22 protein-coding genes are annotated in these 25,449 nt (G+C 42.4%); 12 read left to right on the top strand and 10 right to left on the bottom strand.

What is annotated here, in order from left to right:
- Positions 1-74 precede the first annotated feature (74 nt).
- From H6G32_RS14470 to H6G32_RS14455, 4 genes are all read left to right on the top strand, one after another.
- Positions 75-923 carry a prohibitin family protein gene (locus H6G32_RS14470; protein ID WP_190459407.1) on the top strand — a complete coding sequence of 283 codons (849 nt, stop codon included), beginning with the start codon at positions 75-77 and terminating at the stop codon, positions 921-923.
- Positions 924-1,003: 80 nt separating this feature from the next.
- Complete coding sequence (locus H6G32_RS14465; RefSeq protein ID WP_190459405.1) at positions 1,004-1,420, top strand: DUF1824 family protein; 417 nt, start codon at positions 1,004-1,006, stop codon at positions 1,418-1,420.
- A gap of 76 nt (positions 1,421-1,496) precedes the next feature.
- Positions 1,497-3,425, top strand: a complete 1,929-nt coding sequence (locus H6G32_RS14460; protein ID WP_190459403.1) for an ABC transporter ATP-binding protein — start codon at positions 1,497-1,499, stop codon at positions 3,423-3,425.
- A 317-nt stretch (positions 3,426-3,742) separates the two neighbouring features.
- Positions 3,743-4,480 carry a phytochelatin synthase family protein gene (locus H6G32_RS14455; RefSeq protein ID WP_190459401.1) on the top strand — a complete coding sequence of 246 codons (738 nt, stop codon included), beginning with the start codon at positions 3,743-3,745 and terminating at the stop codon, positions 4,478-4,480.
- Positions 4,481-4,579: 99 nt separating this feature from the next.
- Here H6G32_RS14455 and H6G32_RS14450 read toward each other — a convergent pair whose 3' ends face one another.
- On the bottom strand, positions 4,580-5,185 hold the full coding sequence (locus H6G32_RS14450) for a DUF4276 family protein (RefSeq protein ID WP_190459399.1): 606 nt from the start codon (positions 5,183-5,185) through the stop codon (positions 4,580-4,582).
- Positions 5,182-6,348 carry an AAA family ATPase gene (locus tag H6G32_RS14445; protein ID WP_190459397.1) on the bottom strand — a complete coding sequence of 389 codons (1,167 nt, stop codon included), beginning with the start codon at positions 6,346-6,348 and terminating at the stop codon, positions 5,182-5,184. The genes H6G32_RS14450 and H6G32_RS14445 overlap by 4 nt, the downstream gene beginning before the upstream one ends.
- Before the next feature lie 172 nt (positions 6,349-6,520).
- On the opposite strand from H6G32_RS14445, the gene ggt reads away from it, so the two are divergent.
- Positions 6,521-8,248 (top strand): gamma-glutamyltransferase, encoded by a 1,728-nt coding sequence (gene ggt, locus H6G32_RS14440; RefSeq protein WP_190459396.1) that lies wholly within the window; start codon positions 6,521-6,523, stop codon positions 8,246-8,248.
- On the opposite strand, the gene H6G32_RS14435 is transcribed toward ggt, so the two are convergent.
- Both H6G32_RS14435 and H6G32_RS14430 read right to left on the bottom strand, forming a co-directional pair.
- Positions 8,242-8,502, bottom strand: coding sequence for a hypothetical protein (locus tag H6G32_RS14435; protein WP_190459394.1), 261 nt, complete (start codon positions 8,500-8,502; stop codon positions 8,242-8,244). The two genes, ggt and H6G32_RS14435, sit on opposite strands and share 7 nt — an antisense overlap.
- A 547-nt stretch (positions 8,503-9,049) precedes the next feature.
- Complete coding sequence (locus tag H6G32_RS14430) at positions 9,050-9,640, bottom strand: DUF1802 family protein (RefSeq protein ID WP_190459392.1); 591 nt, start codon at positions 9,638-9,640, stop codon at positions 9,050-9,052.
- A 771-nt stretch (positions 9,641-10,411) separates the two neighbouring features.
- On the opposite strand from H6G32_RS14430, the gene H6G32_RS14425 reads away from it, so the two are divergent.
- Both H6G32_RS14425 and H6G32_RS14420 read left to right on the top strand, forming a co-directional pair.
- Positions 10,412-10,825: a hypothetical protein gene (locus tag H6G32_RS14425; RefSeq protein WP_190459390.1), complete on the top strand. Its 414-nt coding sequence runs from the start codon at positions 10,412-10,414 to the stop codon at positions 10,823-10,825.
- A 452-nt stretch (positions 10,826-11,277) separates the two neighbouring features.
- Entirely contained in the window at positions 11,278-11,832 is a 555-nt protein-coding gene (locus H6G32_RS14420) for a L,D-transpeptidase (protein ID WP_190459388.1), read from the top strand.
- Positions 11,833-11,964: 132 nt separating this feature from the next.
- Here H6G32_RS14420 and H6G32_RS14415 read toward each other — a convergent pair whose 3' ends face one another.
- Positions 11,965-12,423, bottom strand: coding sequence for a hypothetical protein (locus tag H6G32_RS14415; RefSeq protein ID WP_190459386.1), 459 nt, complete (start codon positions 12,421-12,423; stop codon positions 11,965-11,967).
- Positions 12,424-12,898: 475 nt separating this feature from the next.
- On the opposite strand from H6G32_RS14415, the gene H6G32_RS14410 reads away from it, so the two are divergent.
- The gene (locus H6G32_RS14410) at positions 12,899-13,861 is read left to right on the top strand and encodes an aldo/keto reductase (protein WP_190459384.1); all 963 of its coding nucleotides are present in this window, start codon (positions 12,899-12,901) and stop codon (positions 13,859-13,861) included.
- Positions 13,862-13,890: 29 nt separating this feature from the next.
- On the opposite strand, the gene H6G32_RS14405 is transcribed toward H6G32_RS14410, so the two are convergent.
- Positions 13,891-15,423, bottom strand: a complete 1,533-nt coding sequence (locus H6G32_RS14405) for an MlaD family protein (protein ID WP_190459382.1) — start codon at positions 15,421-15,423, stop codon at positions 13,891-13,893.
- 95 nt (positions 15,424-15,518) lie between these two features.
- Entirely contained in the window at positions 15,519-16,301 is a 783-nt protein-coding gene (locus tag H6G32_RS14400; protein WP_190459380.1) for an ABC transporter ATP-binding protein, read from the bottom strand.
- Positions 16,302-16,421: 120 nt separating this feature from the next.
- On the opposite strand from H6G32_RS14400, the gene H6G32_RS14395 reads away from it, so the two are divergent.
- The gene (locus H6G32_RS14395) at positions 16,422-17,945 is read left to right on the top strand and encodes a phytoene desaturase family protein (protein ID WP_190459378.1); all 1,524 of its coding nucleotides are present in this window, start codon (positions 16,422-16,424) and stop codon (positions 17,943-17,945) included.
- A gap of 157 nt (positions 17,946-18,102) precedes the next feature.
- On the opposite strand, the gene H6G32_RS14390 is transcribed toward H6G32_RS14395, so the two are convergent.
- Positions 18,103-19,050, bottom strand: coding sequence for an alpha/beta fold hydrolase (locus tag H6G32_RS14390; protein ID WP_190459376.1), 948 nt, complete (start codon positions 19,048-19,050; stop codon positions 18,103-18,105).
- Positions 19,051-19,265: 215 nt separating this feature from the next.
- Between H6G32_RS14390 and H6G32_RS14385 the strand changes: the two genes are divergently transcribed.
- Positions 19,266-20,159, top strand: a complete 894-nt coding sequence (locus H6G32_RS14385; protein WP_190459373.1) for a shikimate dehydrogenase — start codon at positions 19,266-19,268, stop codon at positions 20,157-20,159.
- Here the strand turns inward: H6G32_RS14385 and H6G32_RS27420 are convergent.
- Together H6G32_RS27420 and H6G32_RS14380 are read right to left on the bottom strand one after the other, a co-directional pair.
- Complete coding sequence (locus tag H6G32_RS27420; protein WP_375539800.1) at positions 20,132-20,230, bottom strand: hypothetical protein; 99 nt, start codon at positions 20,228-20,230, stop codon at positions 20,132-20,134. The genes H6G32_RS14385 and H6G32_RS27420 overlap by 28 nt on opposite strands.
- 163 nt (positions 20,231-20,393) lie before the next feature.
- Positions 20,394-22,208, bottom strand: coding sequence for a hypothetical protein (locus H6G32_RS14380; protein ID WP_190459371.1), 1,815 nt, complete (start codon positions 22,206-22,208; stop codon positions 20,394-20,396).
- Positions 22,209-22,981: 773 nt separating this feature from the next.
- On the opposite strand from H6G32_RS14380, the gene H6G32_RS14375 reads away from it, so the two are divergent.
- Both H6G32_RS14375 and H6G32_RS14370 read left to right on the top strand, forming a co-directional pair.
- Positions 22,982-24,208 (top strand): succinate--CoA ligase subunit beta, encoded by a 1,227-nt coding sequence (locus tag H6G32_RS14375; RefSeq protein ID WP_190459369.1) that lies wholly within the window; start codon positions 22,982-22,984, stop codon positions 24,206-24,208.
- A gap of 98 nt (positions 24,209-24,306) precedes the next feature.
- Entirely contained in the window at positions 24,307-25,188 is an 882-nt protein-coding gene (locus tag H6G32_RS14370; protein WP_190459367.1) for a succinate--CoA ligase subunit alpha, read from the top strand.
- Positions 25,189-25,449: the final 261 nt, after the last annotated feature.

Below are 25,449 nucleotides of genomic sequence, written 5' to 3'. Positions count from 1 at the left end.
TTTATTAGGCGTATACAGGATGACGTGTCACCATAATACAGGAGTTGCCTCAGAACAGAAAAGGAGATAGAAAATTGAAAACTCAGCAATTTGCAAATTTGCCAACTACGATTATCGGAATTGTGTTGGCAATACTAGTGGCTATCGGACTCAACTCCTTTATAATTATCAACCCAGGAGAAGCAGGAGTGATCAGCATCTTGGGTAAAGCTACAGATGGCGCTTTACTAGAAGGTATCCACCTGAAACCCCCATTTATCTCTGTGATAGATGTGTATGATTTGACAGTGCAAAAGTTTGAAGTACCAGCGGAGAGTTCGACTAAGGATCTGCAAAATTTATCTGCGAGATTTGCCATCAACTTTCGCCTCGATCCCACACAGGTGGTTGAGGTGAGGAGGAAACAAGGTACCTTAGCAAATATCGTCTCGAAAATCATCGCCCCCCAGACCCAGGAAGCCTTTAAAATTGCCGCCGCAAGAAGAACAGTAGAAGAAGCAATCACCAAACGCAGCGAATTAAAAGAAGACTTTGATAGTACTTTAGGCGATCGCTTAGTTAAATATGGGATAATTGTTTTAGATACAAGCGTAGTTGACTTGGCCTTTTCACCAGAATTTGCCAGAGCAGTTGAAGAAAAACAAATCGCGGAACAACGGGCGCAAAGAGCCGTCTATGTAGCGAGGGAAGCCGAACAAGAAGCACAGGCAGACATCAACCGCGCTAAGGGTAGGGCAGAAGCACAAAGACTCCTAGCAGAAACCCTCAAAGCTCAAGGAGGGCAGCTAGTCCTGCAAAAAGAAGCGATTGAAGCTTGGAAGAGTGGCGGCGCTCAAATGCCCAACGTCCTCGTTATGGGTGAAGGTTCCCAAGGCAGTGTCCCCTTCCTTTTCAACCTAGGGAAACTGCAAAATCAACCTTGATTTTAGTCAAAAATACTAGTAAGGTGGGCAAGTCCCACCTCAGACACAGAAGACATACTAGGAAAATAATCAAGCAATTTATGTCTACCTCCAATCCTCACAACCTCACAGCCGAAGAAGCCAAAAAACTGCTGAATAAATTTAACTGTCTAGACATTGCACCTGTCCTCAAGCCATCAGAGAAAGGTTCCATCAGTCGAGCATTAATTTTAATTACCAGCCTTTCCGACTACCAAATATTAGGAATTTGTGCTGATACCGCCGAAGAAGGAATTTTAGCGATGCAAACTTATTCTCAGGCGTTAGGTTATGAAGCACCAAACAATTTACCGAAACCTGAAGGGCCAGTTTATATCAAATTAAATGGCAAAAACGGCTTGTGCTATCTTGATTCATATCCCGGACATCATCGCGGGGTATTAGTGTCTTGCCAGTCTTACCAAGAAGGGGGAATCAATGAAATGTATGGACATTTACCCCTGGATTTATTTGTATAGAATTGATAATAAGTTAAATTATCCGTAGGTAGGGAAAACACCCTGCCTACAAATTTGCATAGGAAATTCAGAAATTATGAGTATTATTACACTACAATCAGTTAAAAAAGACTTTGGCATCAAAGAAATTTTAAACAATGCTAACTTTAGCCTAGATGCTACAGATAAAGTTGGCTTAATTGGTACTAACGGTTCTGGCAAATCAACATTATTAAAAATGATCGCTGGGCTAGAATCAATTGATAGCGGTCAAATTTTAGTCAGTTCAGGCTCTAAAATTATCTACTTACCCCAGCAGCCAGATTTAGATGAAAATCGGACAGTTTTAGAGCAAATATTTGCTGACAGTGGTGAACATACAGCTTTAGTACGGGAGTATGAGGAACTTTCTGATAAATTGGCTCACTCCTCAGAAGATAGTCAGCTAATGTCCCGGCTTTCGGTAGTCATGCAGCGGATGGATGCAACTGGCGCTTGGGAACTAGAAACCAACGCTAAAATCATCCTCACTAAACTAGGAATTGTTGACTTTGATGTGAAGATTGGGACTTTATCTGGAGGTTATCGCAAACGCATTGCTTTAGCAACAGCTTTGCTATCAGAACCAGATGTTTTGCTGATGGATGAACCAACAAACCATCTTGATGCTCTTTCTGTAGAATGGTTACAAAGTTATTTAAATCGCTTTCGCGGCGCACTTTTGCTAATAACACACGACCGCTATTTTTTAGATCGTGTTACTAATCGAATTCTCGAAATTGACCGAGGCGACATTTACACCTACACAGGTAACTATTCATATTATCTGGAAAAGAAAGCCCTAGCTGAAGAATCTGCCGTTAGTACTCAGCGCAAACATCAAGGCGTATTACGGCGTGAGTTGGAATGGTTAAAACGCGGGCCAAAAGCTAGAAGTACCAAACAAAAAGCTAGAATTGACCGTGCACATGCGTTGCGTGATACTGAGTTTAAACAAGTTCAGGGTAAAGTTGATATTTCTACAGTTGGTCGGCGCATTGGTAAAAAAGTTATTGAATTAAATAACGTTACTAAAGCATACAATGGACGGACTTTAATTAATAATTTCACCTACGAATTTAGCCCAGAAGACCGCATCGGCATTATTGGCGGTAATGGTGCAGGTAAATCGACTTTAATGGATATTATTACTGCACGGGTTAAAGCAGATTCTGGTAGTGTAGAAATTGGGGGGACAATTCACATCGGTTATTTTGACCAGCATTCTGAAGAATTACTCACCGCATTAAACGAAAATCAGCGCGTGATTGACTACATCAAAGAAGAAGGGGAATTTATCCAAATAACCGACGGTACTAAAATTACTGCTTCCCAAATGTTGGAGCGGTTTTTGTTTCCCGGAAATCAGCAATATGCCCCAATTCATAAACTTTCTGGTGGCGAAAAACGGCGGTTATTTCTGTTGCGCTTGCTCATCGGTGCGCCGAATGTCTTAATTTTAGATGAACCGACCAACGATTTAGATGTGCAGACCTTAGCGGTACTAGAAGATTATTTAGAAGATTTTTCTGGTAGTGTCATTGTAGTTTCCCACGACCGCTATTTTTTAGACCGGACTGTAGACACAATCTTTTCGTTTGAAGAAGGCGGAACTCTCAAGCAATATCCAGGTAATTATTCTATTTATCTAGACTTTAAAAAAGCTGAGGAAGCGCAGCTACAGGCTGATAATAATAAGGAGAAAGCAAAAAATGTTGAGGTAGAAAAAACTGCATCTTCAGCTAAAGAAACAGAGAATAAAAAGCGGCGGGGGTTATCCAATTGGGAAAAGAAAGAATTTCAGCAATTGGAAGGTAAGATTGCCAAGTTAGAGGATGAAAAGGCAGCAGCAGAAAAAGCCTTAGTAAATGTTTCTCCGGGAAATTACAGCCAAGTGCAAAAGCTTTATGAACAGGTGGAAAATCTCAAGCAAGCAATTGATGTGGCGACTGAGCGCTGGTTAGAATTGGCTGAGGTGGAATCTTGAATAACAATAACAAGATCCCCGACTTCTCTAAGAAGTCGGGGATCTGAGCTTTAAAATAGGAATGCTATATCTGATTTGTGAAAATATTCTTTTTTGAACTAACCGCAGAGGCGCAGAGGACGCAGAGAGAATAAAGAGAGATTTTCACGAACACGTAGCGTGCGTTCCCTAACGCACGAATTAACTAGCAGCCAAAGAAGATTTCAGAATCAGAGATTGAAATATTTTTTATTTTATTCTGAGCATTAAACTGCTCAAGCGTCGCCAATATACAGTATATTCTATGTAAATGCACTTATTTTAGTAAAAATGTAAATATGAAAATTCAAAAAATCAAGACTCTTAAAACATCGCTCAAATATCTGATTTTAGGAGCGTGTTTGGCTGGGGGAAATGTCTTCGCTCAAACATTACCTCTTTCGCCTAACTTGATTGGTTTTGATTCTCCTGAAGGTGAAAAATTATTAATTGAAAGTAAATCAAAGGATGATTTTTTTCCCTTGAGTATGCAGTTTATAACTCAAGATAATCAAGCATATTGTGGCGTTGCTACTATGGTGATGGTGCTGAATGGCTTGAAAATTACCGCACCGGAAGCACCCCAATATAAGCCTTATAAGGTATTTACTCAGGAAAACTTTTTTAGTAATGAAAATACGCAAAAGGTGCTACCTGCTGAGGTTGTCGCTCGTCAAGGCATGACTCTAAATCAGTTGGGGGGATTTTTAGAAAGTTACGGTGCTAAAGTGAAGGTTTACCGTGCTAGTGACACGAGTTTAGCAGAGTTTCGCAAGTTAGCAGCAGAGAATTTAAAACAACCGGGAAATTTCGTTATAGTTAACTATTTACGTAAAGCTATTGGACAAGAAATAGGCGGGCATATTTCACCTTTGGCGGCATATAATGAGCAGACTGATAGATTTTTAATTTTGGATGTTTCCCGTTATAAATATCCGCCAGTTTGGGTAAAGACGGCGGATTTATGGAAGTCGATGGCGACTGTTGATTCAACTTCGGGGAAGACGCGAGGTTTTGTATTTGCGAGTAAGAATTAGCAAATATACTCGGCGATTAGAAATCGCGGCTACACAAACGAAGTCCGCACTTCGACAAGCTCAGTGACCACCTGCGCGGACTCAATGAATTTGAAACCTTCATGGAATTAAATCAACTTCACAAAGAGACAAAATAGTATTTATAAATGCTTTTAATTCAGGACACTGATTAACCGAAACCATCAAATCTTGGTTTTTTAAAATTTTGGCTGCATCGCGGGTTTTACTGTAGCTGCGTTGACATTTGCCTGTTTCAAATATTTCTTTAATACGATATGATGGGGGATTTCCGTGATTTACTTGTTCAGGTAAACTTCCTGGTGTTGATTTATTAGATATAGCTAAATTCTGAATTGTTGACCAATAAGGTAATAACCAAGCTTCAAAATCATACTGTGCTGCATGGGGATAAAAATTAGGATTATTCCCTACCCAAGCTCTCATTTTATCTTTAGCATCTGCTGCATCTTTAAAATCATTTGTTCCGGTGTATACGTCTGTTAATGCAATCACTGCATCATGAGCATCTTTACCCATGAGCAAATTATCAACATTACGCTTAAGTTTTTCGGCTTTAGGAATGCGACCATCATAAGATATAAACTTAAGTTTTGGCATTTGTTGTAATCGTGATTTGAGGAAATCTCGTAAAATTGGCTCAAAAGCTTTTTCTGTTACACCCTCAACTAAAATCGCTATCCTCATGGACGACCGCCGATTAAATTCATCGCCCAAATTTGATCTAAACTATAATCTTCTAGCCAGTGTTTTAAATCAAAAGAATCACCCCATTTCATGGTTGTTAAACCATCTTCAGTGGTATCACAAATTAGGACTTCTTCAGGTTTTAAAAATCCGATTAATCTATCTGAGTGAGTTGCTACAATTAACTGAGTTCTTTGGGAAGCTTCGCGCATTAAATCAGCAAGTAGCCTTAATAATTCTGGGTGTAAACTAACTTCTGGTTCATCTATGAGAGTGACAGCGGTTAAACCAGGACTTTGCAGCAGTGTTACTAGCCAGATAAACCGTAAGGTTCCCTCTGATAGTTGGTGCATATAAATTGGTTGAGAAAAGTTTTTATCTTTCCAAGTCATTGTGATAGTTCCTGCTGCTACTGGAGGAAATGCTAAACGCTCAAAATCTGGAAATGCAGCAGCAAGGGTATCTACTATAATTTCAAATCGTTCTGAGTCGGTTTCTCGTAAATAATAAAGACAGGAAACTAAATCTTCCCCGTTAGTACCTGGTAATCTAACTGGACGCATTTGTTGTGGTAAACGCACTGGACTTTTAGACGTAACATTCAATGGCCCGTAAAACGCGCATGAAGCTAAGTGTTTACGGAATATTTCTGAAAATCTGTAAATTTTGGGTACTTGAGAAAGAGAAGTCTCTAAATGGTTGTATTCCCATTCTGGAGTTAATAATTTTTGACTTTCTGGACTCAAGTATTTAACATCTAAGTTACGAGATTCGATGTACTTCACAGTTACAGGTTGGGAGGAGCGCGTATAATCTTTTTCAGTAAGTGTCTCTAAAGAAATTTTATATGCCAAGCCTTTAGGAGTAACTTCCAAACAATAATCAAATGCAGACGAAGACCACGGCTTAATTAGCGCATCTATTAAGTAAATTGCTATTTTATTAGCTTTATCGCGGGTAATAATTTCATTCAGTCCTCCCAATTCGGAAATTTTAGGTTCTAATTGACCATTCGCTGAAGCTGCTATAAGTGAAAAAATCTCTAATAGGGAAGTTTTACCTACACCATTAGCACCTATCATCACCGTCAAAGGTCGCATTTCGATTTCTACGTTATGCAGACGACGATATCCTTCTATTTTTATACGTTCAAACAAGTTCATAATTTTTACTTTTTATATCTCTATAGGCTGTTGTTTCTCTACTGTAACAAGTAACGCTGGTTGTATTTTGCGCTTGTTTGAAAAAGTTGTTATGTGACTTTTTATGAGTAAATCTTTTCAAAAGGATGATTTTGTGAGAAATTGCACATAATGCTGAAAAAATAGCGTAAAAATGCGTATTGTCGCCAAAACTAAGCGGGTTGTCTTCGCTGTCTTCTCTGTTAGCGTTCTCTTTTATAGCCAAGTTGTATCAGCTACTATCACCCCACCTCTACGCAGCAAAAAGGGGATGGTGGTTTCGGCCCATCCCCTAGGGAGTGATGCGGGAGTTTTGATGTTAACTAAAGGTGGTAATGCGGTAGATGCAGCAGTGGCTACAACTTTTGCGATTTCTGTTGTTGAACCTTTTTCGGCGGGTATTGGTGGCGGTGGTTTTTTGCTGCTGCATTCTGGGAAAACTGGGGAAATAAAAGCGCTAGATTTTCGGGAACGCGCACCGCTGAAAGCTACGAGAAATATGTATCTGGATGCTGAGGGTAAGGTGCGTCCAAATGCGAGTGTAAATGGTTATTTGGCTGTAGCAACTCCGGGGACTGTGGCGGGTTTGTATGAAGTTCATCGCCGCTATGGTAAGTTATCGTGGAGTGAGGTGGTGAAACCTGCGATCGCACTCGCTAAAGATGGTTTTATCCTCAGCCCTCAGAATACATGGCGTTCTCTGTCAGCTTACGAGAACCGCAAACAGCCAATTCTCGACAATTCAGCAGCAAGAGATATTTTCACTCGCAACGGGCAATTTTATCAACCAGGGGAAAAATTAGTCCAGCGGGATTTAGCCAAAACTCTCACCACTATTTCCCAAAATCCCCAAAGTTTCTACACTGGAAGTATAGCGAGTGCGATCGCATCTGACATGGCCAAAAACGGCGGTTTAATTACCCTCGCAGACTTAAAAGCCTACAAACCCATTTGGCGCATACCCGTTTGCGGCAACTTCCGCCAAGCTAAAATTTGTTCAATGCCCCCACCATCATCAGGAGGCGTTCACCTGTTGCAGATGTTAAACATCATCGGTGACGCCGATTTAAAATCCTGGGGATGGCATCACCCCGATGCTATACACTTAATGGTAGAGGCAATGAAGATTGCATATAGCGATCGCGCCAAATATTTAGGTGATCCCGATTTTGTCAAAGTCCCAGTACAACAACTCATCAGCCCCACCTACGCCAAAAAACGCCGTCAAGAAATTAATCTGCAAGTAGCGAAACCTGCAACTGAGGTAAAACCAGGACTGGAAACAATTCAAAATAAAGAATCCTCAGAAACCAGTCATCTCACAGTTATCGATGAACAACGCAACGCCGTAAGTTTGACTTTCACAATTAACCTCGGCTTTGGTGCTGGTGTGGTGTCACCAGGAACGGGGATTGTTCTCAACAACGAGATGGATGATTTTGCAGCAGCACCGGGGGTTCCTAACGCCTTTGGTTTGGTGGGTAACGAAGCAAACAGCATCGCCCCTCGAAAAACGCCTTTATCCAGCATGACTCCGACAATTATCACCGAAAATGGACGCCTGCGGATGGTAGTGGGCGCACCAGGTGGTAGCACCATTATCACCCAAGTGTTGCAAGTGATTTTGAATGTGTTGGAATACAATATGGATGTGGGTGCAGCCGTGTCAGTCCCACGCATACATCACCAGTGGCTACCGGATGAGTTACGTATGGAATCTTGGGGAATGGATGCCCTAACTCTGCAAGACTTACGCCGTCGCGGACACAAAATTAAGGACACTCAGCCTTGGGGCAATGCAAATGCGATTATTGTGACAGGCGATGATACCCTAGAAGGCGCGGCTGATCCTCGTGGCGAAGGTTCCCCTAGAGGCTATTGATTTTGAATTGTTGACTCTGCATAGCTGCTGCTAAACTCGTTTGCACGGGCGCTTGGAACTAAACTCCAGCCTGCTTTCAACAGTTTTTGATAAGTTGCCCAACCTTTAGAACCGCCAGGAATTTGATAATCTGGGACTGAAAATTGCGGAAAAGCCGTGTAGGGACGCCAAGGTTGGCTGGGTGCAGTCTGCAAATGCAAGACTTTTGCCCCATCGCTGCCAGACTTAGATAACCAGCACATTTGTCGATGCATGGTAAACTCCTTTGCGTTTAGCTTATGTTGCATAATGACAGGCTTTTGTCAAGACCTGCCTCATTCTTGTGGGGTAGTTTTTGCCTAACCTTTTAGGCTATGGGAATTTGATACTATTGATTGCGGTAAATTGCTTAAAAATGCCGACTCCTCTGGTCAGATGTCCATCAGATAGGAAGATAAACAGAAGAATGTTTGTCCCTGATATTTTGTTTTAGGTTGATATCCTTCTCATGTTATCTACGGTTTTAGCAATTGTATGTAGCAACAACTACTATTTAGTGAGATGATGGAGGGTCGGCTATTTGTTTTTCTGGCTACACAGGCACAGAAATCTCAACCTAGTACGACACGGCGGACAAAAAGCTACCACAGAAACTACGCTTTCATCATGAAGAAAAAAACCGCAAAGGAAGAAGGGTTTGAGAGAGTTCTTGCTTAAGTCCTGTACCATTCAAAATAGACGAAAACCTCATGTCATAAGCTTTTTTAATTTTTAATTTTTAATTTTGCAAAGCGGTACTAGCTATTAAATCCGCGCCTGTAATCACAAGGAGGAAGCGTACAATTTATCGCCAATAATCCCGCGAATGGTTTCTACTTGCTGGGTGTAAGCAGAGTCAGATAAAACCGGTGCTGCTGCTTTTAAGGGAATCTGCTGTTCTAAATCAATCCATGACTTACAACCACCGTATTTAGGGAGATAGGGAATTTCTAGCGGTTGGGGTAGCACGTTCGTTCGCAGCAAGAGGATATACAGGGGCTGGCGTGGTTTCCATTTTAGGCGATCGCTAATAAAATGCTCATTCCAAATATGGAAGGGAAGTAAATCACTGACAATAGACTCATCAGCCACTGGCAAAATATCAGTAATTTCTGCCCAACTGCCGATGCGAACCGTTTCTGGATGCCAGCCTGAAGTTACAGGATAGACAAGATTAGCATAATCAGCTTTGAGCATCAAAGCTTGTTGATGTTCATAAGTGGGATAAAGCAAAATCTGATTATGGGCAACTTGGAAACGTCCATTACGTTCATGAATACCGCCTTTACGCAGCAGCATAATCGTTTGGGCAGATTCCAAGGCATTTACCGCAACTGCCCATTCTTTAAGGGCGTGGATAGTGGTTGCTTCCATAGCTACTTAAGTAGGTTGACGTAAATAATTCAAGGTTGGTAGTGAGGGCTGAAGCCCTCAAAACGAGCAAATTTCAATAGTTTTTACTTTGCTTAAGAGGTTGTTTGAAAAGTATTGGGCGAATATAATTCGCTACTACACAAGCAAAGTCCGCCTGCGCGGACTCATGAAAATTCAACCCACGGAGGTGGGTTTTGTCTGTGTAGTCGCGACTTCTAGTCGCCCAGTGAGTAATAAAGTAGACTTTGCAAACATCCTCTAACATAGTTTGATTTCTTTTCGCCTACTTACTTATAGCGATTAAGAGTTACGTGAGGTACAGATAATATTTTGAAACGCAAAGGGACGCAAAGTAAAGCGCAGAGGTACGCAGAGATTTGTACCTCAGCAGACTAGGAAACGCTATAGCAGAGTTTTAATCATTTCTATTCTATCTCTACCCAATGATAGAAAAATATTAATTTACTTTATGTACTTTGTTTCATTAATCCAATATGGTGTATGTCCAAGACATAAAAAATAATCATTGCTTCTCCAAAAGGAGTATTCATCATTACATTATTTTTTACATCAGACTATGCTTTAGACAGAGGCTTTAAGAGATAAATCGTTCTAAGTTTTAAAAATGAAATGCCAACATCAATTTCAAGGTGTTTGATTGACATTTTAAATTGCAGTTCAGAAGCGGAGCTAAACTTTTTTCCAGGTTTGGCAAGATACAAGATACTTTACAGATTAAGAATCTTTTAGCTGAAAAATCAGGAGGTACTAATGAGCGGAAACCACAGTCAAAATTTGTTCAAAATGCTTGCTAGTCTCGTGGGAGTTGCTAGTACTAGCGCTTTACTAACTCTTCCAGTATTAGCTCTGCCAAATTCCAGTTCTAGTACTATTAAAACTAGTCAAATTCCTGCAAGTAGAACGTTACACTCTCAAACAAGACAACCCATAAATGCTACTACTCCGGGAACACAGCCATTACCAAACGACCGCACTATTAGAACCCAGCAATTCCCACCAGATACTACCACTCCGGGAACACAGCAATTCCCACCAGATACTACCGCTCCGGGAACCCAGCAATTCCCACCAGATACTACCGCTCCGGGAACCCAGCAAACTCCATCTGTTGAAAACAGAAGAAGAAGACAAAATAATGGTCAAGGTATCAGAGGGTTGTGGTAAATTTCCAGCTAATTTCCTAGCTTTACACAGACAAGCAAGGTTAACAAGCTTGGTACCTCTAGTTTGTTAATTTTAAATGTTGGCTGCTACGAATAAGAGCGGTAGTAAGCTCGACTTCATCTGTTTACCTGTCAGGCGGTAGCTACGTCCAACCTAGGCATCGTATAGGCTGAAACCTTTATGTCTCAATGCCTTGGATTTTTTCAATATCACCCAAACCAAGTCCGGATTAAAAGCTTTGAGAAATAATGCAGGTTGACAGGTTTGATTGGATAAAGTCGAGCTTAGTTATCAGGGGTGATTTATGCAAATAATAAACTAAAGATATAGCAATTCTATCTGAATTGTGAAAATAAACCTAGACCGAAGGGCTTGCCTTAGGCTACCGCTTATAACTCGAATAGGATTGCTATATCAACAAAATGATTACGAATAATTTCAATTTTATTAATATGTTCAAGCGTCCACTTCAATTATTCATTTTCATGGGTGTCTTTTGGCTATATTTTTTTAATGGGGAAATATCATTAGCTGATAATTTTAGAGGTGTTGAGGATACTTTATCTAACAATTCAGGAATTAAACCGACTAATTATACCGAGGATTTAATTACTCAACCTACTGAAATTAAAATCAGTCTGAGACGCCGCCGCTTAAATCTCTATCGAGGCAAAACCCGAATTAAAAGTTATCCAATTGCAGTAGGTCGCCGAGGCTGGGAAACTCCAACTGGTAATTTTCAAGTAATTGAAATGTTGAAAAATCCTACTTGGATACATCCTATTACTGGGAAAGCTATCCTAGGAGGAAAACCGCAAAATCCTCTTGGTAACTACTGGATTGGATTTTGGACAAATGGTCACAATTGGGTTGGTTTTCATGGTACTCCTAATCCTGAGTCAGTAGGAAAAGCAGTTTCACATGGTTGTATTCGGATGTACAACAAAGACATTAAGGAATTATTTCATCAAGTGAGTCCCGGAACACCAGTTACTGTAGTGCGATAGCTGCGGGCACGAGTCTAAGTAATTTAGTTATTGAACATTCCCATATCAAGGTCTTTGCGAATGCAAGTAAATTTTGCATTCACAACAGAGGAATTTAGCAGCGGCAACGGGCTTGTTAACCTATGGTCGGAACTAAATATTTGCAATTTCCTGGTTTAGCTGATTGATCATTTTCTTTGCGTCCTCAGCTTCCCACGGTAGATGAGAGTAAGTCACTGCTCCAGTGCCGGCAGACACAATGGCAATAACTGTGCGAAAAGCACCGACTATGGTGGCAACTCCAAGTGGAAGAAGCAACAATCCAATACCAGACCTTAAGCTAGAAATACCAATTAGGAGAAGCACCACACCCCCCAAGAGTGACAAAAACTTAAACTCAGTTTTGGTTTTGACGCCCCCTATTGACCTCAGAGGATAGGTAACCGTGTCACTCCCTGTAGGTATGACAAATAAAACATTTGGTGAATTGACTATTAGTCTCTTGTTTGTTACCCAAAAATGCGACTTTAGGAAGAAGAGTATCAGCGAGTAACTAAATTCATATTCGCTGTTAACAGTCTCATCTTGTCCGAGTTGAAGATCCAGATTCATCGGCTACACCTCACATCACAACTAAAACTAACGGAAACAGGAAAGCTGCCATAACCCTACTTGGTTAACTCTTCTATCGCTGCTTTTGGCTATCTGTTGCAGCGAAGTTTTATCGCGCTTACAAGCGTAACTATACCATGTCAAGTTTTATTCTGCGTCCTCGAAATAACTATATTCCTGAATGCTTACGCAAAATCTGCACATGGGGAACTTGGAAAAATCCATTATGTTCCGGTGGAGAAAAACAGTAGTGGAAATTTGACGTGCCCAATTAGCAACTTGATCCTGGACACTCAGAGAAAAATGAGGACTGGCAGTATAATCCTCGTTTATGTGGCGATCGCAGTACGATACTTTGTCTAGTGGAAGACTACCCTTCTTACTCACCATCAGTATCTGCTCTTACTCTGATTTAATTTCAGGCTAGGACGGTTAAACTGAGAAACTATCCAGAGAAATCAATCAGGGAGTAGCTATGTTTAAGCGAACACTAGGTACATCGACTGTGCAAATTACACCCATTCTGATGGGGACTTGGCAAGCGGGGAAAAGGATGTGGGTGGGAATTGAGGATGCTGACTCGATTAAAACCATCCGCGCGGCTTATGAGGCGGGAATCACTACAATTGATACGGCTGAAGTTTATGGTGAGGGGCACTCTGAGCAGATTGTAGCTGAAGCCTTAGCTGATGTGCGCGATCGCGTGGAGTATGCCACGAAGGTTTTTGCCAACCATCTCAAGTATGATCAGGTAATTGAGGCTTGTGAGCGTTCCTTAAAAAACCTCAAAACCGATTACATCGACCTTTACCAAATTCATTGGCCCTCTGGTAATTTCCATAGTGAAATAGTACCAATTGAGGAAAGTATGAGCGCTCTAAATCACCTCAAAGAGCAAGGAAAAATTCGGGCGATTGGTGTTTCTAACTTTTCTGGCGTCCAACTGGCAGAAGCCGCAAGGTATGGGCGAATTGATAGTTTACAGCCACCTTATTCTTTATTTTGGCGAAAGGTAGAAAAGGATGCAATGCCTTATTGTATCGAAAACAATATTTCTATCCTCGCTTATTCGCCTTTAGCCCAGGGATTGTTAACCGGGAAATTTGCTCCTGGACATAAATTTGACCCCGAAGATAACCGGGCTAAAAATAAGCTATTTCAAGGTGAAAACTTTGAACGTGCCCAACAAGCTTTAGAAAAACTGCGCCCCATAGCCGATCGCCATAATTGTACCCTGGCTCAGTTGGCGATCGCCTGGTTAATTGCCCAACCTCTAACAAATGCCATCGCTGGGGCACGTTATCCCGAACAAGCAACAGCCAACGCTCAAAGTGCTGAAGTTAAACTATCAGCCGCCGAAGTTGCCCAAATTGATGCTATTGGACGCATTGTTACAGACCATCTCGACGATAACCCGCTGATGTGGGGTTGGGCGTAAACCTGTATAAATTTGGCAGTATCCAGCTTTCACTTCCCTTGCTTCCCATAATCTCGTAGTTGCTGCACTAGCTGTTCTTGAGTTGAATTGGGAGTAACCGGAGTAGCAGTTGTTTGAGATTGATGATCTACCCTCTCAATCGATGGCGGTGCGGGCTTAATAATCAGCCCCTGCTGAATGGGGTTAGGAGGAGGAATCACCAAATCTGGCTGGTTCACAGATACTTTGGAGTTAGGAGAAGGAATCACCAAATCTGGCTGTTTCACAGATACTTTCGGGTTAGAAGGAGGAATCACCAAATCTGGCTGGTTCACAGAAGCTTTGAGTGAGTCTAAGGTAATAGCCACCTGTGCTTCCTGCTGCATCTGTTGTGTGGAAGACACCAATTTGCTTAGACCATTCACCAATTGCAGAAGATTTTTGCGGAAAGCTGGATCACCTGTCAATTCATCCAAATCAGAAGTGATTTTTTGGGTGTTTTCAAAAGTTACTCTTGCTGAATCTAGGGTTTGTTGCAATAGCACAGTATTTTTTGGATCGTTTAAGGCTTTACTAGCATCCCGTAAATTAGCTGAGGCTTGAGCCGCATTAGCCGAGAGAGTTTCTAAGTTTTTTAGTAATTCGCCTTGGGTTAAGCGATTAACCGCAGGTGAAAGGCTAGTAACTGTCTGACGTAGTTGGTTGCTAGTTTGGGTGATATTGTTCAACGCACCAACTAACGAAGAACGATTTGTTGTCACCAAGTTATCCAAATTGTTCAGTAACCGACTCGCTTGACTTGCGGTTAAACTCAATTGTTTTGCAGTCGTACTGAAATCATTTGCCGTGGTGCCGAATACATTTGCTGTTCTCGTCGTGGTTGTTGTGAGTTGATTTGTTGCCCGTTGTAATGTCACAGCAGTGCCCGAAAATATGCCTAATTGCCCTCTAAAGCTTTTGCTCAAACTCTGGAGATCCCGACTGAGTCCAGCGACACTAGACGCTGCATCAGCAGAGGTTTCTATCAGTCTATTGACGTTTTGAGCGAATTTTTCGTTAGAGTATACAGCGGCGAAACTAGTTGATTGGCGAATTAAATCATCGGTACTGATACCAATTTGTCCTTTTAAGCGTGAGCCATTGCAAATGATCAGGCTGGCATTACAATTTTTGTCTAGGGGTTTAGCAACAGCAGCCCCAGTAGGTAGAGACACCTTGGGGATGATATCAATAATGCTTTCGCTAATTAATCCGGTTTGATTAGCTTCAATTACCGAATCAGTAGGAATAATCAAGTCAGCCGGAGCAATTTGAATTTCCACTTCAATGGCATTTGGTTTTGGTTGAACTTTGAGAATACTGCCTACTTTGACGCCACGAAAGCGAACTGGTGCGCCCTTTTGCATCCCGCCAGCGTTGGCAAACTCTACAATAGCTTTATAGGAACTGCTACCCCCGGTAAATCTATTCAACCACAGAATAATTATTCCAAATACTCCTAGTCCCAACAGAATCAATAGACCTACAGAACCTTCTCTCAATGTTCGCGCAGACGCGAAGCGGCTTGACATTAAACCTCGCATTTTTTTTCCTCTACCCGACTATTATTCCTGAGTGCTCTTAGCGCATCCGTGCTGAGTGGGAAAAATCTACTCAGGATTTAAAACTCAGCACTGACTTAACCGACAACCTGAATCGGCCCATGCACACTCCCACTTATAAATTGTCTGATCAAAGGGTGGTCTGTGCTATCTATTTGATTAACTGTACCTTGCCATTGCACTTTACCTTGATACAGAAAAATTAGTCTGTCGGCTGTCCGCCGAATGGTGCTGTCTTGGTGAGTAATAATTACATAAGTACTACAGACACCCTGTGTAAGTTGCAAATGACGGATTAAATCTTCTATCACCGTTGAGGCAATGGGATCAAGCCCGGCTGTTGGTTCATCGTATAGTAATACTGATGGGCTATCAGCGGGTTTATCAGGGTTAGACATAATCGCACGGGCAAAACTTACCCTTTTTCGCATCCCCCCAGAGAGTTCAGCGGGGTAAAGGTTGCCGATTCCCGGTAAGCCTACCATGTCTAATTTTTCATTTACCAGTTCTCGAATGCGCGATCGCTTTAATTTAGAATTTTGATACAGCAAAAACCCCACATTTTCCTCTACCGTCAACGAATCAAATAACGCCGCCTGTTGAAACACCATGCCAATCCCAATCGGATCAGTGCCATCCTCAATCAATCCTTCTCGTCGTACCCCCTGCACATAAATTTCTCCTTCATCCGGTTGCAATAACCCGGCTATTATTCTTAAAACCGTCGATTTACCAGTCCCTGAAGGGCCAATAATGCCTAGTGCTTCTCCCTGATAAATTGTCAAATCCACATTATCTAAAACCTTATTGTCACCAAAGGATTTAGAGATGTTTTTGAGTTCAATCAATGGTTCAATCATTCATTAGTCATTAGTCATTGGTCATTGGTCATTGGTCATTGGTCATTGGTCATTAGTCATTGGTCATTGGTCATTGGTTCAATCATTCATTAGTCATTGGTCAAAGAACATAGGAGCGAAATGCAAGATAGTGATGTCATCGTTATTGGTAGTGGTATCGGCGGGTTGTGTGCTGCTGGGTTACTTGCTCGTTATGGTAAGCGGGTGATTGTCTGTGAAAGTCACACAATTGCTGGCGGTGCTGCCCATAGCTTTAAACGGCGGGGCTTTGAATTTGATTCTGGCCCTTCTTTTTATTGTGGTTTGACCGATGCCCAGAGTTTGAATCCTGTAAAACAAGTTCTAGATGTTCTCGGTGAATCCCTCCAAGTTATATCCTATAATCCCTTAGGACACTACCACTTTCCTGAAGGCAGTTTTCCAGTTTATAGCGATGCTGAAGAGTACCGTCATGAGGTGCATAAAATTACCCCCCAAGGTGCTAAAGAAGTCCAGCGGTTTCAAGAACGCTTGTTAGGTTTGTATGAGGCAATGAAAGGTGTTCCCACACTAGCATTAAGGGCTGATTGGCAGTTGCTGCTGGTGTTACTGGGTCGTTACCTGCCATCTTTGGGAAAAATGCTCTTCAACTTGCCAATTATCCAAGCATCTGTAGGTAGTGTAATGGATGCCACGGTGCAAGATCCTTGGGTGCGGCGACTAATTGACCTAGAATGCTTTCTGCTATCTGGTTTAAAGGCAGAGGGGACAATTGCCCCAGAGGTAGCTTTTATGTTGGGGGAGCGTTCGCGAACAGCGGGGCGTAGCCCATCGCGCGTTGGGGTAGAGTATCCTCTGGGGGGCAGTAAGGCAATTGTCAATGCTTTGGTGCGGGGTTTACAACGCTGGGGCGGTGAGTTGCGTTTGGGATGCCACGTTGAGCAAATTTTAGTGGCTTCTGGGAAAGCTGTTGGCGTCAAATTGCGAACCAGTGAAATTTTAAAAGCACCCGTGATAATTTCCAATGCCACAATTTGGGATACCTACAAACACCTGCTACTTCCTGAAGATTTACCCACGGCTTACCGTCAAGCGGCTTTAGATACGCCAGCGGTTGAGAGCTTTATGCATTTGCACTTAGGCATCCGCGCCGAGGGGTTGAAAAATTTAACCGGACATCATGTAGTAGTTCACGATTCTAGTCAGGACATTACCACAGCTGGTAATACTTGCATGATTTCTATTCCCAGTGTGTGGGATGCCACTTTAGCCCCAGAGGGATATCATGTTGTTCATGCTTACACCCTCGAACCCTTCACCGGTTGGGAACGGAATGATCAATATGAACAGAAGAAAAGGGAAAAAGCACAATCTTTATATCGCGCCCTAGAGCAAATTATCCCTGATATTCGCCAGCGTGTAGAGTTGGAACTTATTGGTACACCCCTAACCCATGCCCATTATCTAAGACGTTATCAGGGAACCTATGGCCCGGCGATCGCAGCGGGTAAAGGAATGTTTCCCGGTTCACAGACGCCAATAAAAGGTTTGTATCGCGTGGGTGATAGCACAATGCCGGGAATTGGTGTCCCAGCAGCAGCTGCATCTGGTATTTTGTGCGCTAATACCTTGGTGAGTGTATCGCAGATGCTGGAGTTGTTATAGATGTCTAGAGTTGTTGCTTGACCGCAGATTGAATTTTGCATTTTGAATTCAAAAAAGGTAAATTTGTCAAGGAAAGTAAGTCCTAACCATGTCTCTTAAGCAATACTGCACCTTCCCCTCTCTTTTTAGGAGAGGGTTAGGGAAAGGTTTGTTGGGATTAACCGCTATAATTTGACTGAGTAATAGACAAGACCCAATCGCGTAAAAGTGGGTTTACTTTATCGGGTGCTTCGTCATGAGGACAATGACCCGCTGTGAGAAAATATTCTGTTAATTGGGGATAATATTGGCGAAACTTTTGGGAACGTTCTCTGGCATTTATCCAAGGGTCTGCTTCTCCCCACAATAGTAATAGAGAACAAGTTAATTGCTTTAGCAGTACATCAACTTTTTCTCCTTGGGGGCTGCTAAAGACGGAGACAAATACATCTAGTGCGCCAGCATCAAAAGCAGGACGAGAAATTTCTTCGATCAATTGGTCTGTAATTGCGCTTTTATCTAGATAAACTTTTTCTAAAGTTTGACGAATTACCCACCGCTGGCGGACGTATTGAAATAATATAAATTGGGCTAAAGGTTGCTGAAAAATCCACTTTACAGCATCACCCAAGAGTTGTTGCAAAGGTTTTTGAGGCGGCTGAATTTGGGCTTGTAATGCTTCTGGTTCAGATGTTGGCTGATTTTGACTAAAGGGGCCTGCACTATTGAGTAATGCTAAACCGGCTACGCTGTCGGGAAATTGGGCTGCAACACACAAGCAAGCGTAGCCACCAAGAGAGTTACCTGCTAATACGGCTTTTTGACCAATCACTTGACTGATAAAATCATTAAGTTGGTCGCGCCACAAGTCGCCGCCATACTGCAATTTTGGTTTAGCTGAACGTCCAAATCCCAAAAGGTCGATGGCATATACTTCAAAATCTGGATACAGTCCTGTGATATTCTTGCGCCAGTGGTCTGTGGAAGCACCAAAGCCATGGACTAACAGCAAGGGCGGACGTTGCGGTTGTTTTTCTCCCGCTTGTACATAGTAAACGTTGTGCCCTCGCCACTGCCAATATTTGCCAGGAATTGGGGGTGTAGAGGGGGCTGTAGTTGCCTGCATGATTTAAATAAAAAAATATAAAGTAACTTTTAATAATTGTAGGCTAGTAGTCAAACGATAAAAATCATGATTCGTGCGTTAGGGAACGCACCCTACAGGTAGGATGCGTAAAGAGACTGAGGGATAACCGCTCCCATGCTCCCATTGAAGTAAGAAGTAAATGTCTAGACTTGTCTAGGATTTATATAGTAGACGCATCTAATGACTAATGACTAATGATAAAAGAAAGATTGATTACAGGCACAACTAAACTTTTAGGTGTGATTGGGCATCCGGTGGAACATTCTCTATCGCCGGTGATGCACAATGTTGCCCTTGCTGAGTTGGGATTAGATTATGTTTATCTTCCCTTTCCTATCGAACCACAAAATTTAGAAGTGGCGATCGCAGGTTTTGCTGCTGTTGGCGTCGTCGGCTTTAGTGTGACAATTCCCCACAAGCAGGCGATATTGTCTTTGTTATCAGAGGTTACCCCCATAGCCCAAGCCATAGGGGCAGTGAATACTGTAACTCGCCAAGATGGTAAATGGGTGGGGACAAATACCGATGTAGAAGGGTTTATTGCCCCTTTGCAAACAACTTATCACCAAGATTGGAGTCAAAAGGTAGCAGTAATTTTAGGTAATGGTGGCGCAGCCAGGGCAGTTGTGGCAGGTTGTATCCAGCTTGGTTGTGCGTCTATTCATGTTGTGGGGCGCAATGTGCAGAAGTTAGAAGAATTCCGCCATAGTTGGGGCAATTCATCCCAAGCGGCGCAATTTCAGGTGCATCAATGGGAGGAACTACCAAAGCTAATCCCCCAAGCTAACTTGCTGGTAAATACAACCCCGATGGGGATGTATCCTCATCTGGAGGTGTCGCCGTTGAGTGTTGGGGAAATGACTGATCTGCCACCAGGTGCGATCGCCTATGATTTGATCTATATCCCTAAACCAACGCTATTTCTCCAACAAGCAGAAAAACAAGGGGCGATCGCCATTGATGGGTTAGAAATGCTAGTCCAGCAAGGCGCAGCAGCCTTAAAAATCTGGTTACACCAAGAAATCGTGCCTGTAGACACAATGCGCCAAGCATTAGAAAATCACCTGATGGTAATTGGTAATTGGTAATTGGTAATTGGTAATTGGTAATTGGTAATTGGTAATTGGTAATTGGTAATTGGTAATTGGTAATTGGTAATTGGTCAGGGAAAAGATAATTAACTTCTATTACCCATTACCCATCACCCATCACCCATCACCCATTAGCCATTACCCATTAGCCATTACCCATTAGCCATTAGCCATTAGCCATTAGCCATTAGCCATTAGCCATTAGCCATTAGCCATTACCCATTACCACATTCAGGGCATCCGCAGATACATTTCTTGACCTTGAGAATCATAGACTAACAGCGGCTGTTTGGCATTTTCGCTAATCACTACGAGTGCTTCCTTTAAGCTTTGGAAGTGGTTTGTCAGGGGGTTAGAATCAGGATTAGTCAAGCTATTTTGTATTGCTTGGTCATATTCAGGCGTTAAGCGAACCATAATGCCTTGGCTATCTATAGTAAACGTGCAAAGCTTAATTCCATTAGTACAAGTTTTATTTAAGTCAGCGCGAGTTTGTTCTAAATCGCCATAGATTTGGAATTTTTCTTGTGCTTGTCGGAGGGACTCTGAGTAGGGTTGGACTAGAGACTGGGCTTGAGTGTAGTACGAGCTTTCACTAGAAATCTGTTGAGCAACCTGTAAAGCCTGAGTCCAGTATGTTACTGCTGCCTTCCATTGTTGTTTTTGCGTATAGACTTGAGCTTGATTGGCTGTGTTGATAGCTTGTTGGTAGGTTTTGGCGGCTAATTTTTCTTTAGTGGCGCGATCGCGTGCCATGATTAGTTTCGGTTGATATTCTGCCAACAGGTTTTGTGCTTCTTGGTATGCTGGGCTAGTCTGGGGGATGCTCTTTAAGGCATTGACTGCTAAAAGCCAAGTAGACTCCACCTTTTGCCAGTCATTCCCAGATTTGGCATTGGCTGCATTAGCAACGGCTGTATTAGCTACAGCTTTGGCTGAAGTCAGTTTTTTCAGCGATAGTTCCTCTTTGAGTAACTGCTGATTTACTGTTTGTAAACCGATACGATAAAGCGGTAATTTTGTTTGTACCAGCCCATAAAGTTCGCTATTGGGGCTGATTGCCTCTAGTGGTGCGATCGCTTGTCGCCATAAACGTTGTCTAGCTTGTAATTCTGCCAGGTTATTGGCGGCAGTTGGCATTTTTTCCTCTACTAAGGATGCAGCTTGCAAAGCATTGATTACCAGACTAATTTTTCTTGCCTGTCCAGACAAACTTGCAGACAGTTCCTCTGCTTGCTGTTTTCGGGATGCCCAGTCAGGAATTTGAGTCAGGTTATTGCTGGCTGCTAAGAGTCGCTGTTGTACTGCAATCAAATCTTTTTCTGACTTGGCGCTGCGTGTTAGTCGCCGAGATTCTACTTTTAATAGTTCAGCGGTTTGTATTTCTTGACATTCGGACACCGCACAAGGACGACTGAACAAGAAAGCACTGCCACCAAAGGCGAAACCACCCACCAAGGCTACACCAAGAATGATTGGTTGTAGAGATAGCGATCGCTTAGAAGCCATCAAATTTGGTGAACCTGCCAAGGGGTCAAAGGCTTCCTCTAACTCAGTCTCATCCATAGATAGATGGTCTGAGTTGGGGAAATCGATTGATGGGGGTTCATCTATGGGAAGGTCGGTAGGGGGAAAAACTAGGCGATCGCTTGCTCTCGGCTCTGTGCTTGGGGGCGCTGAGTTCCCCATCACCCCTAAATCCCATTTTGGGGGGGTACTGAGTTCCCCATCTTGCACTTTATCCTGAACCTTCCGACTCAGGCAATGTTTAGCGTAAGGGAGTTTTTCTCCAGAAACCCTGAGGAACAACTGCGTCTCTTGGGACTGGTAGTCCGGTTGCCCAAGGATAGCTTCTTCCAGTATGGTAAAAATTGTTTCCCTGTCAACTGTTACACCTGGTGGGTGTTGAGTTAAAACCATTAGCTCGTTATTTTTGACAGCACATTTAACCTGGAAAACTTCACCAGATTGGACTTCTGCAAGTAATTGTTCCTGTAGAATCGTGGCTAAAAGCTGTATATCTTCCTGAGGGAATGCTATTTTCATAGAGCATGACCGCTAGTCTTTATTTAGTGTTTTTATTATCTTTGACAGTAGAAAATATAAAAACTTATCTTTGCTGAGTGTAGATGCATATTAACCGGCCCCAGTGGTTACATCCAATAAATCAACTTTTTAACACAAATCCCGACCTTTGGGTGGGCAAAAATAACCTAAGTAGTAATTGTTCAAATTTTTACTTTTTCATTTTCCTCAATGCTCCAGACAGTCCCAGGGCCAGCAGAAATTAGAAAAAATGGAAATAATCAGTATTTAGGGCATCTTTAGTGCCTTGATTGGGGCCATTAAAACCTCAGTAGCTACCGCAGGTAAACTTTCTAGATGTCTTACAGTAGTTATATAGCAATCCGATTTGATTTTTTCAAAAATCTAAGTATATTTAGGGTGTGTTACGGCTGACCTAACGCACCATCCGACGGTTTTGGTGCGTTAGCCTATGGCATAACACAACCTACGTGTATTTCAAAAATCAAATATGAGTCCTATAAAACGATCCAAACCAAAGAGAAACAATTCTAGCTTAGTGCTTTTAGACGCTAGAAAGTGTACGGAAAAGATGATTTAGGTCTGATCAGCCTGGTACCCAAGGGTTGGCTCTAGAAATTAATTTACCCGATCTGTCGAATTCGATAAAATTGATACGAGAAAAATAAATTTTTATAGCCAACCAAAGCTAGATTTTGCAATCAAGGTGCTGTAGAAGCGATGAGACAGCACCCGGTACATGCTTTGGAAGTGACAAGAGAAGGTGTATTTCAATGGATCTATTAGAGTATCAAGTTAAAGAATTGTTTAGCGAGACGGGAATTCCCGTATTACCCTCCCAACGAATTGACCATCCCACAGATTTGAAACGTTTAAAAATCCGCTATCCGATAGTCCTGAAATCACAGGTACATGCTGCTGAAAGGCAAAAAGCTGGTGGAGTCAGGATTGCAGAAACCACAATCGATGCGATCGCCGCCGCCCAAAGTATCTTCAATTTATCTATTTGGGGAGAGTTGCCGGAAGTATTGCTGGCAGAATCGAAGTATGACGCCGATCAAGAATTTTATCTGGCAGTAGTTTTAGATACCGCTGTTTGCCGACCAGTACTCCTAGGTTGCAAAGAAGCAGATATTGATTGGGAATCGGCGGGAGAAAAAATGCAATATGTGGTAGTGAATCAGGAATTTTCGCCGTTTTATGCCCGAAGACTGGCGTTGAAAATGGGTTTGCAGGGTATGCTGATGCTATCAGTCACCAGCGTGCTGGAGAAGATGTACCAGTTATTTATACAAAAAGACCTAGACCTAGTAGAGATTAATCCTCTAGCGGTTAGTACCTCTGGCCAAGTTATGGCCCTGAATGGCAAAGTTATAGTCAATGAACGAGCCATCAACCGTCATCCAGAAATGGCAAAAATGGCGGCAAGAATTGTCAGCCGTCATACGAGTAGTCAGATCAACAGCATTTTAGGTGACTGGGATGCCTTAGAAATGAACGGGAAAATAGGTATTTTAGGTAATGGCACTGGTTCGGTGTTGACTACTTTGGATTTAGTTGCCAATGCTGGTGGTAAACCTGGTGTTTGTCTAAATCTGCGACATGCTTTTCTCACTGATACCGCACCGACTACTTTCCGCGATCGCCTAGAGACTGGTCTAAAAATCTTAGCTGCTGACAAAACCATTCAAGTAATACTCATTAACTTCCTAGGTACTATTCCTCAATTGGCAGAAATGCCGGAAGTCATTGCCAAATTTTTGCAACAAGACAGAAGCAAAATTCAATCCTCTATGTTAGGCTCCAGTAGCAGCAGAAGCCATCGCGAGGAATCTCTGCCGCGCGTGGTCATCCGTCTTGCAGGTTCTGAGTTCAATGCCGCTAGAAAATATCTAGCCGCACTCAAAACCCAAACCAATGTGCTGATAGTGGTAGAAAATTTAGATACAGCAGTGGCGGAAGCAATCCGTCTTTCTAAGTTAAGCGCCTACAAAAAATAGTACCATTTTTCCCTTAAATCAATACTATGCACTGCGCTTGTGTTGTTATTCTCGGTGTCTTGAGGCACTGGATTGCTAGAACTTAACCGTACTTTTTTATGAACCTAACACCAAATAGCAAAGTATTAATCCAAGGCTTCAGTGAATACATATCAGAAACTCATGTTGCGCAAATGAAAGCTTATGGTACAAACTTGGTAGCTGGTGTCAATCCCGGATCTGGTGGACAGCAATTGTACGATCTACCAATATTTGACTTGGTGGAGGAGGTGATTGCCAAATTTGGGGCAATTGACACAACGATTATTTGTGTCCATCCTTACCAAGTGCTAGATGCAGCATTAGAAGCGATCGCCTCTGATATTCGTCAAATCATCATTATCTCTGGTGGGGTGCCGCCTTTGGATATGGTGCAATTACTCCGCAAAGCCGAGTCCTGTGAAACCATTGTGGTAGGCCCCAACAGTCCAGGAATTATTGTACCGGGGAAAATTCTCTTAGGCACTCACCCTAGTGAATTGTATACCCCTGGTGCGGTGGGTATCGTCAGTCGCAGCAGCACCCTGACCTATGAAATCGCCTGGGAATTGACAAAAGCGGGTCTAGGGCAGTCAATTAGTGCCAGCATTGGCAGCGATGCGATCGTTGGTTCATCGTTTCTCCAATGGCTGCAAATTCTCGATGAGGATGAAGCTACACAGGCGATCGTCTTAGTTGGTCAACCAGGTGGTGGTAGTGAAGAAGCAGCAGCGCGGTACATTACCGAGGCAATTGATAAACCAGTGATTGCCTACATCGCAGGTACCCAAGCACCACTGGCAAAACATTGGCGTCAGACAGGAACTTTAGCAACATTTGTGGGACGTGATCCTAGTTTTGGTACAGCCAAAAATAAATTAGCAGCTTTCCAAGAAGCACAAGTTCCCGTAGCTGAACGCCCTTCTCAAATTCCAGAGTTGATGAAAAATGTAATTAAGTGATTAAGTAAAATTTAAACAGCAAAAAATTCCTTCATTCTTATGAATGTAAAACTCCAGACCGAAAAAGATCAGCTAGAGGCAACCACTAGTATAAAGACAAATAAAGAAACAGAAAACGAAAAAGTTTTATGTTCTCATTGTCAGCGCACTGCTACGAACGGTATTAAATGTAAAGGTATTTGTGTGGCTGACAATGACTATTAAGGTATGAATTCTATCCCGCCTGAACATTAGACATAGCCGAAAATTTAAAAAGCAGGA

The organism is Cylindrospermum sp. FACHB-282 (assembly GCF_014697195.1).
Lineage (GTDB): Bacteria > Cyanobacteriota > Cyanobacteriia > Cyanobacteriales > Nostocaceae > Cylindrospermum.
This window is presented reverse-complemented; position numbering and strand designations above follow the sequence as displayed.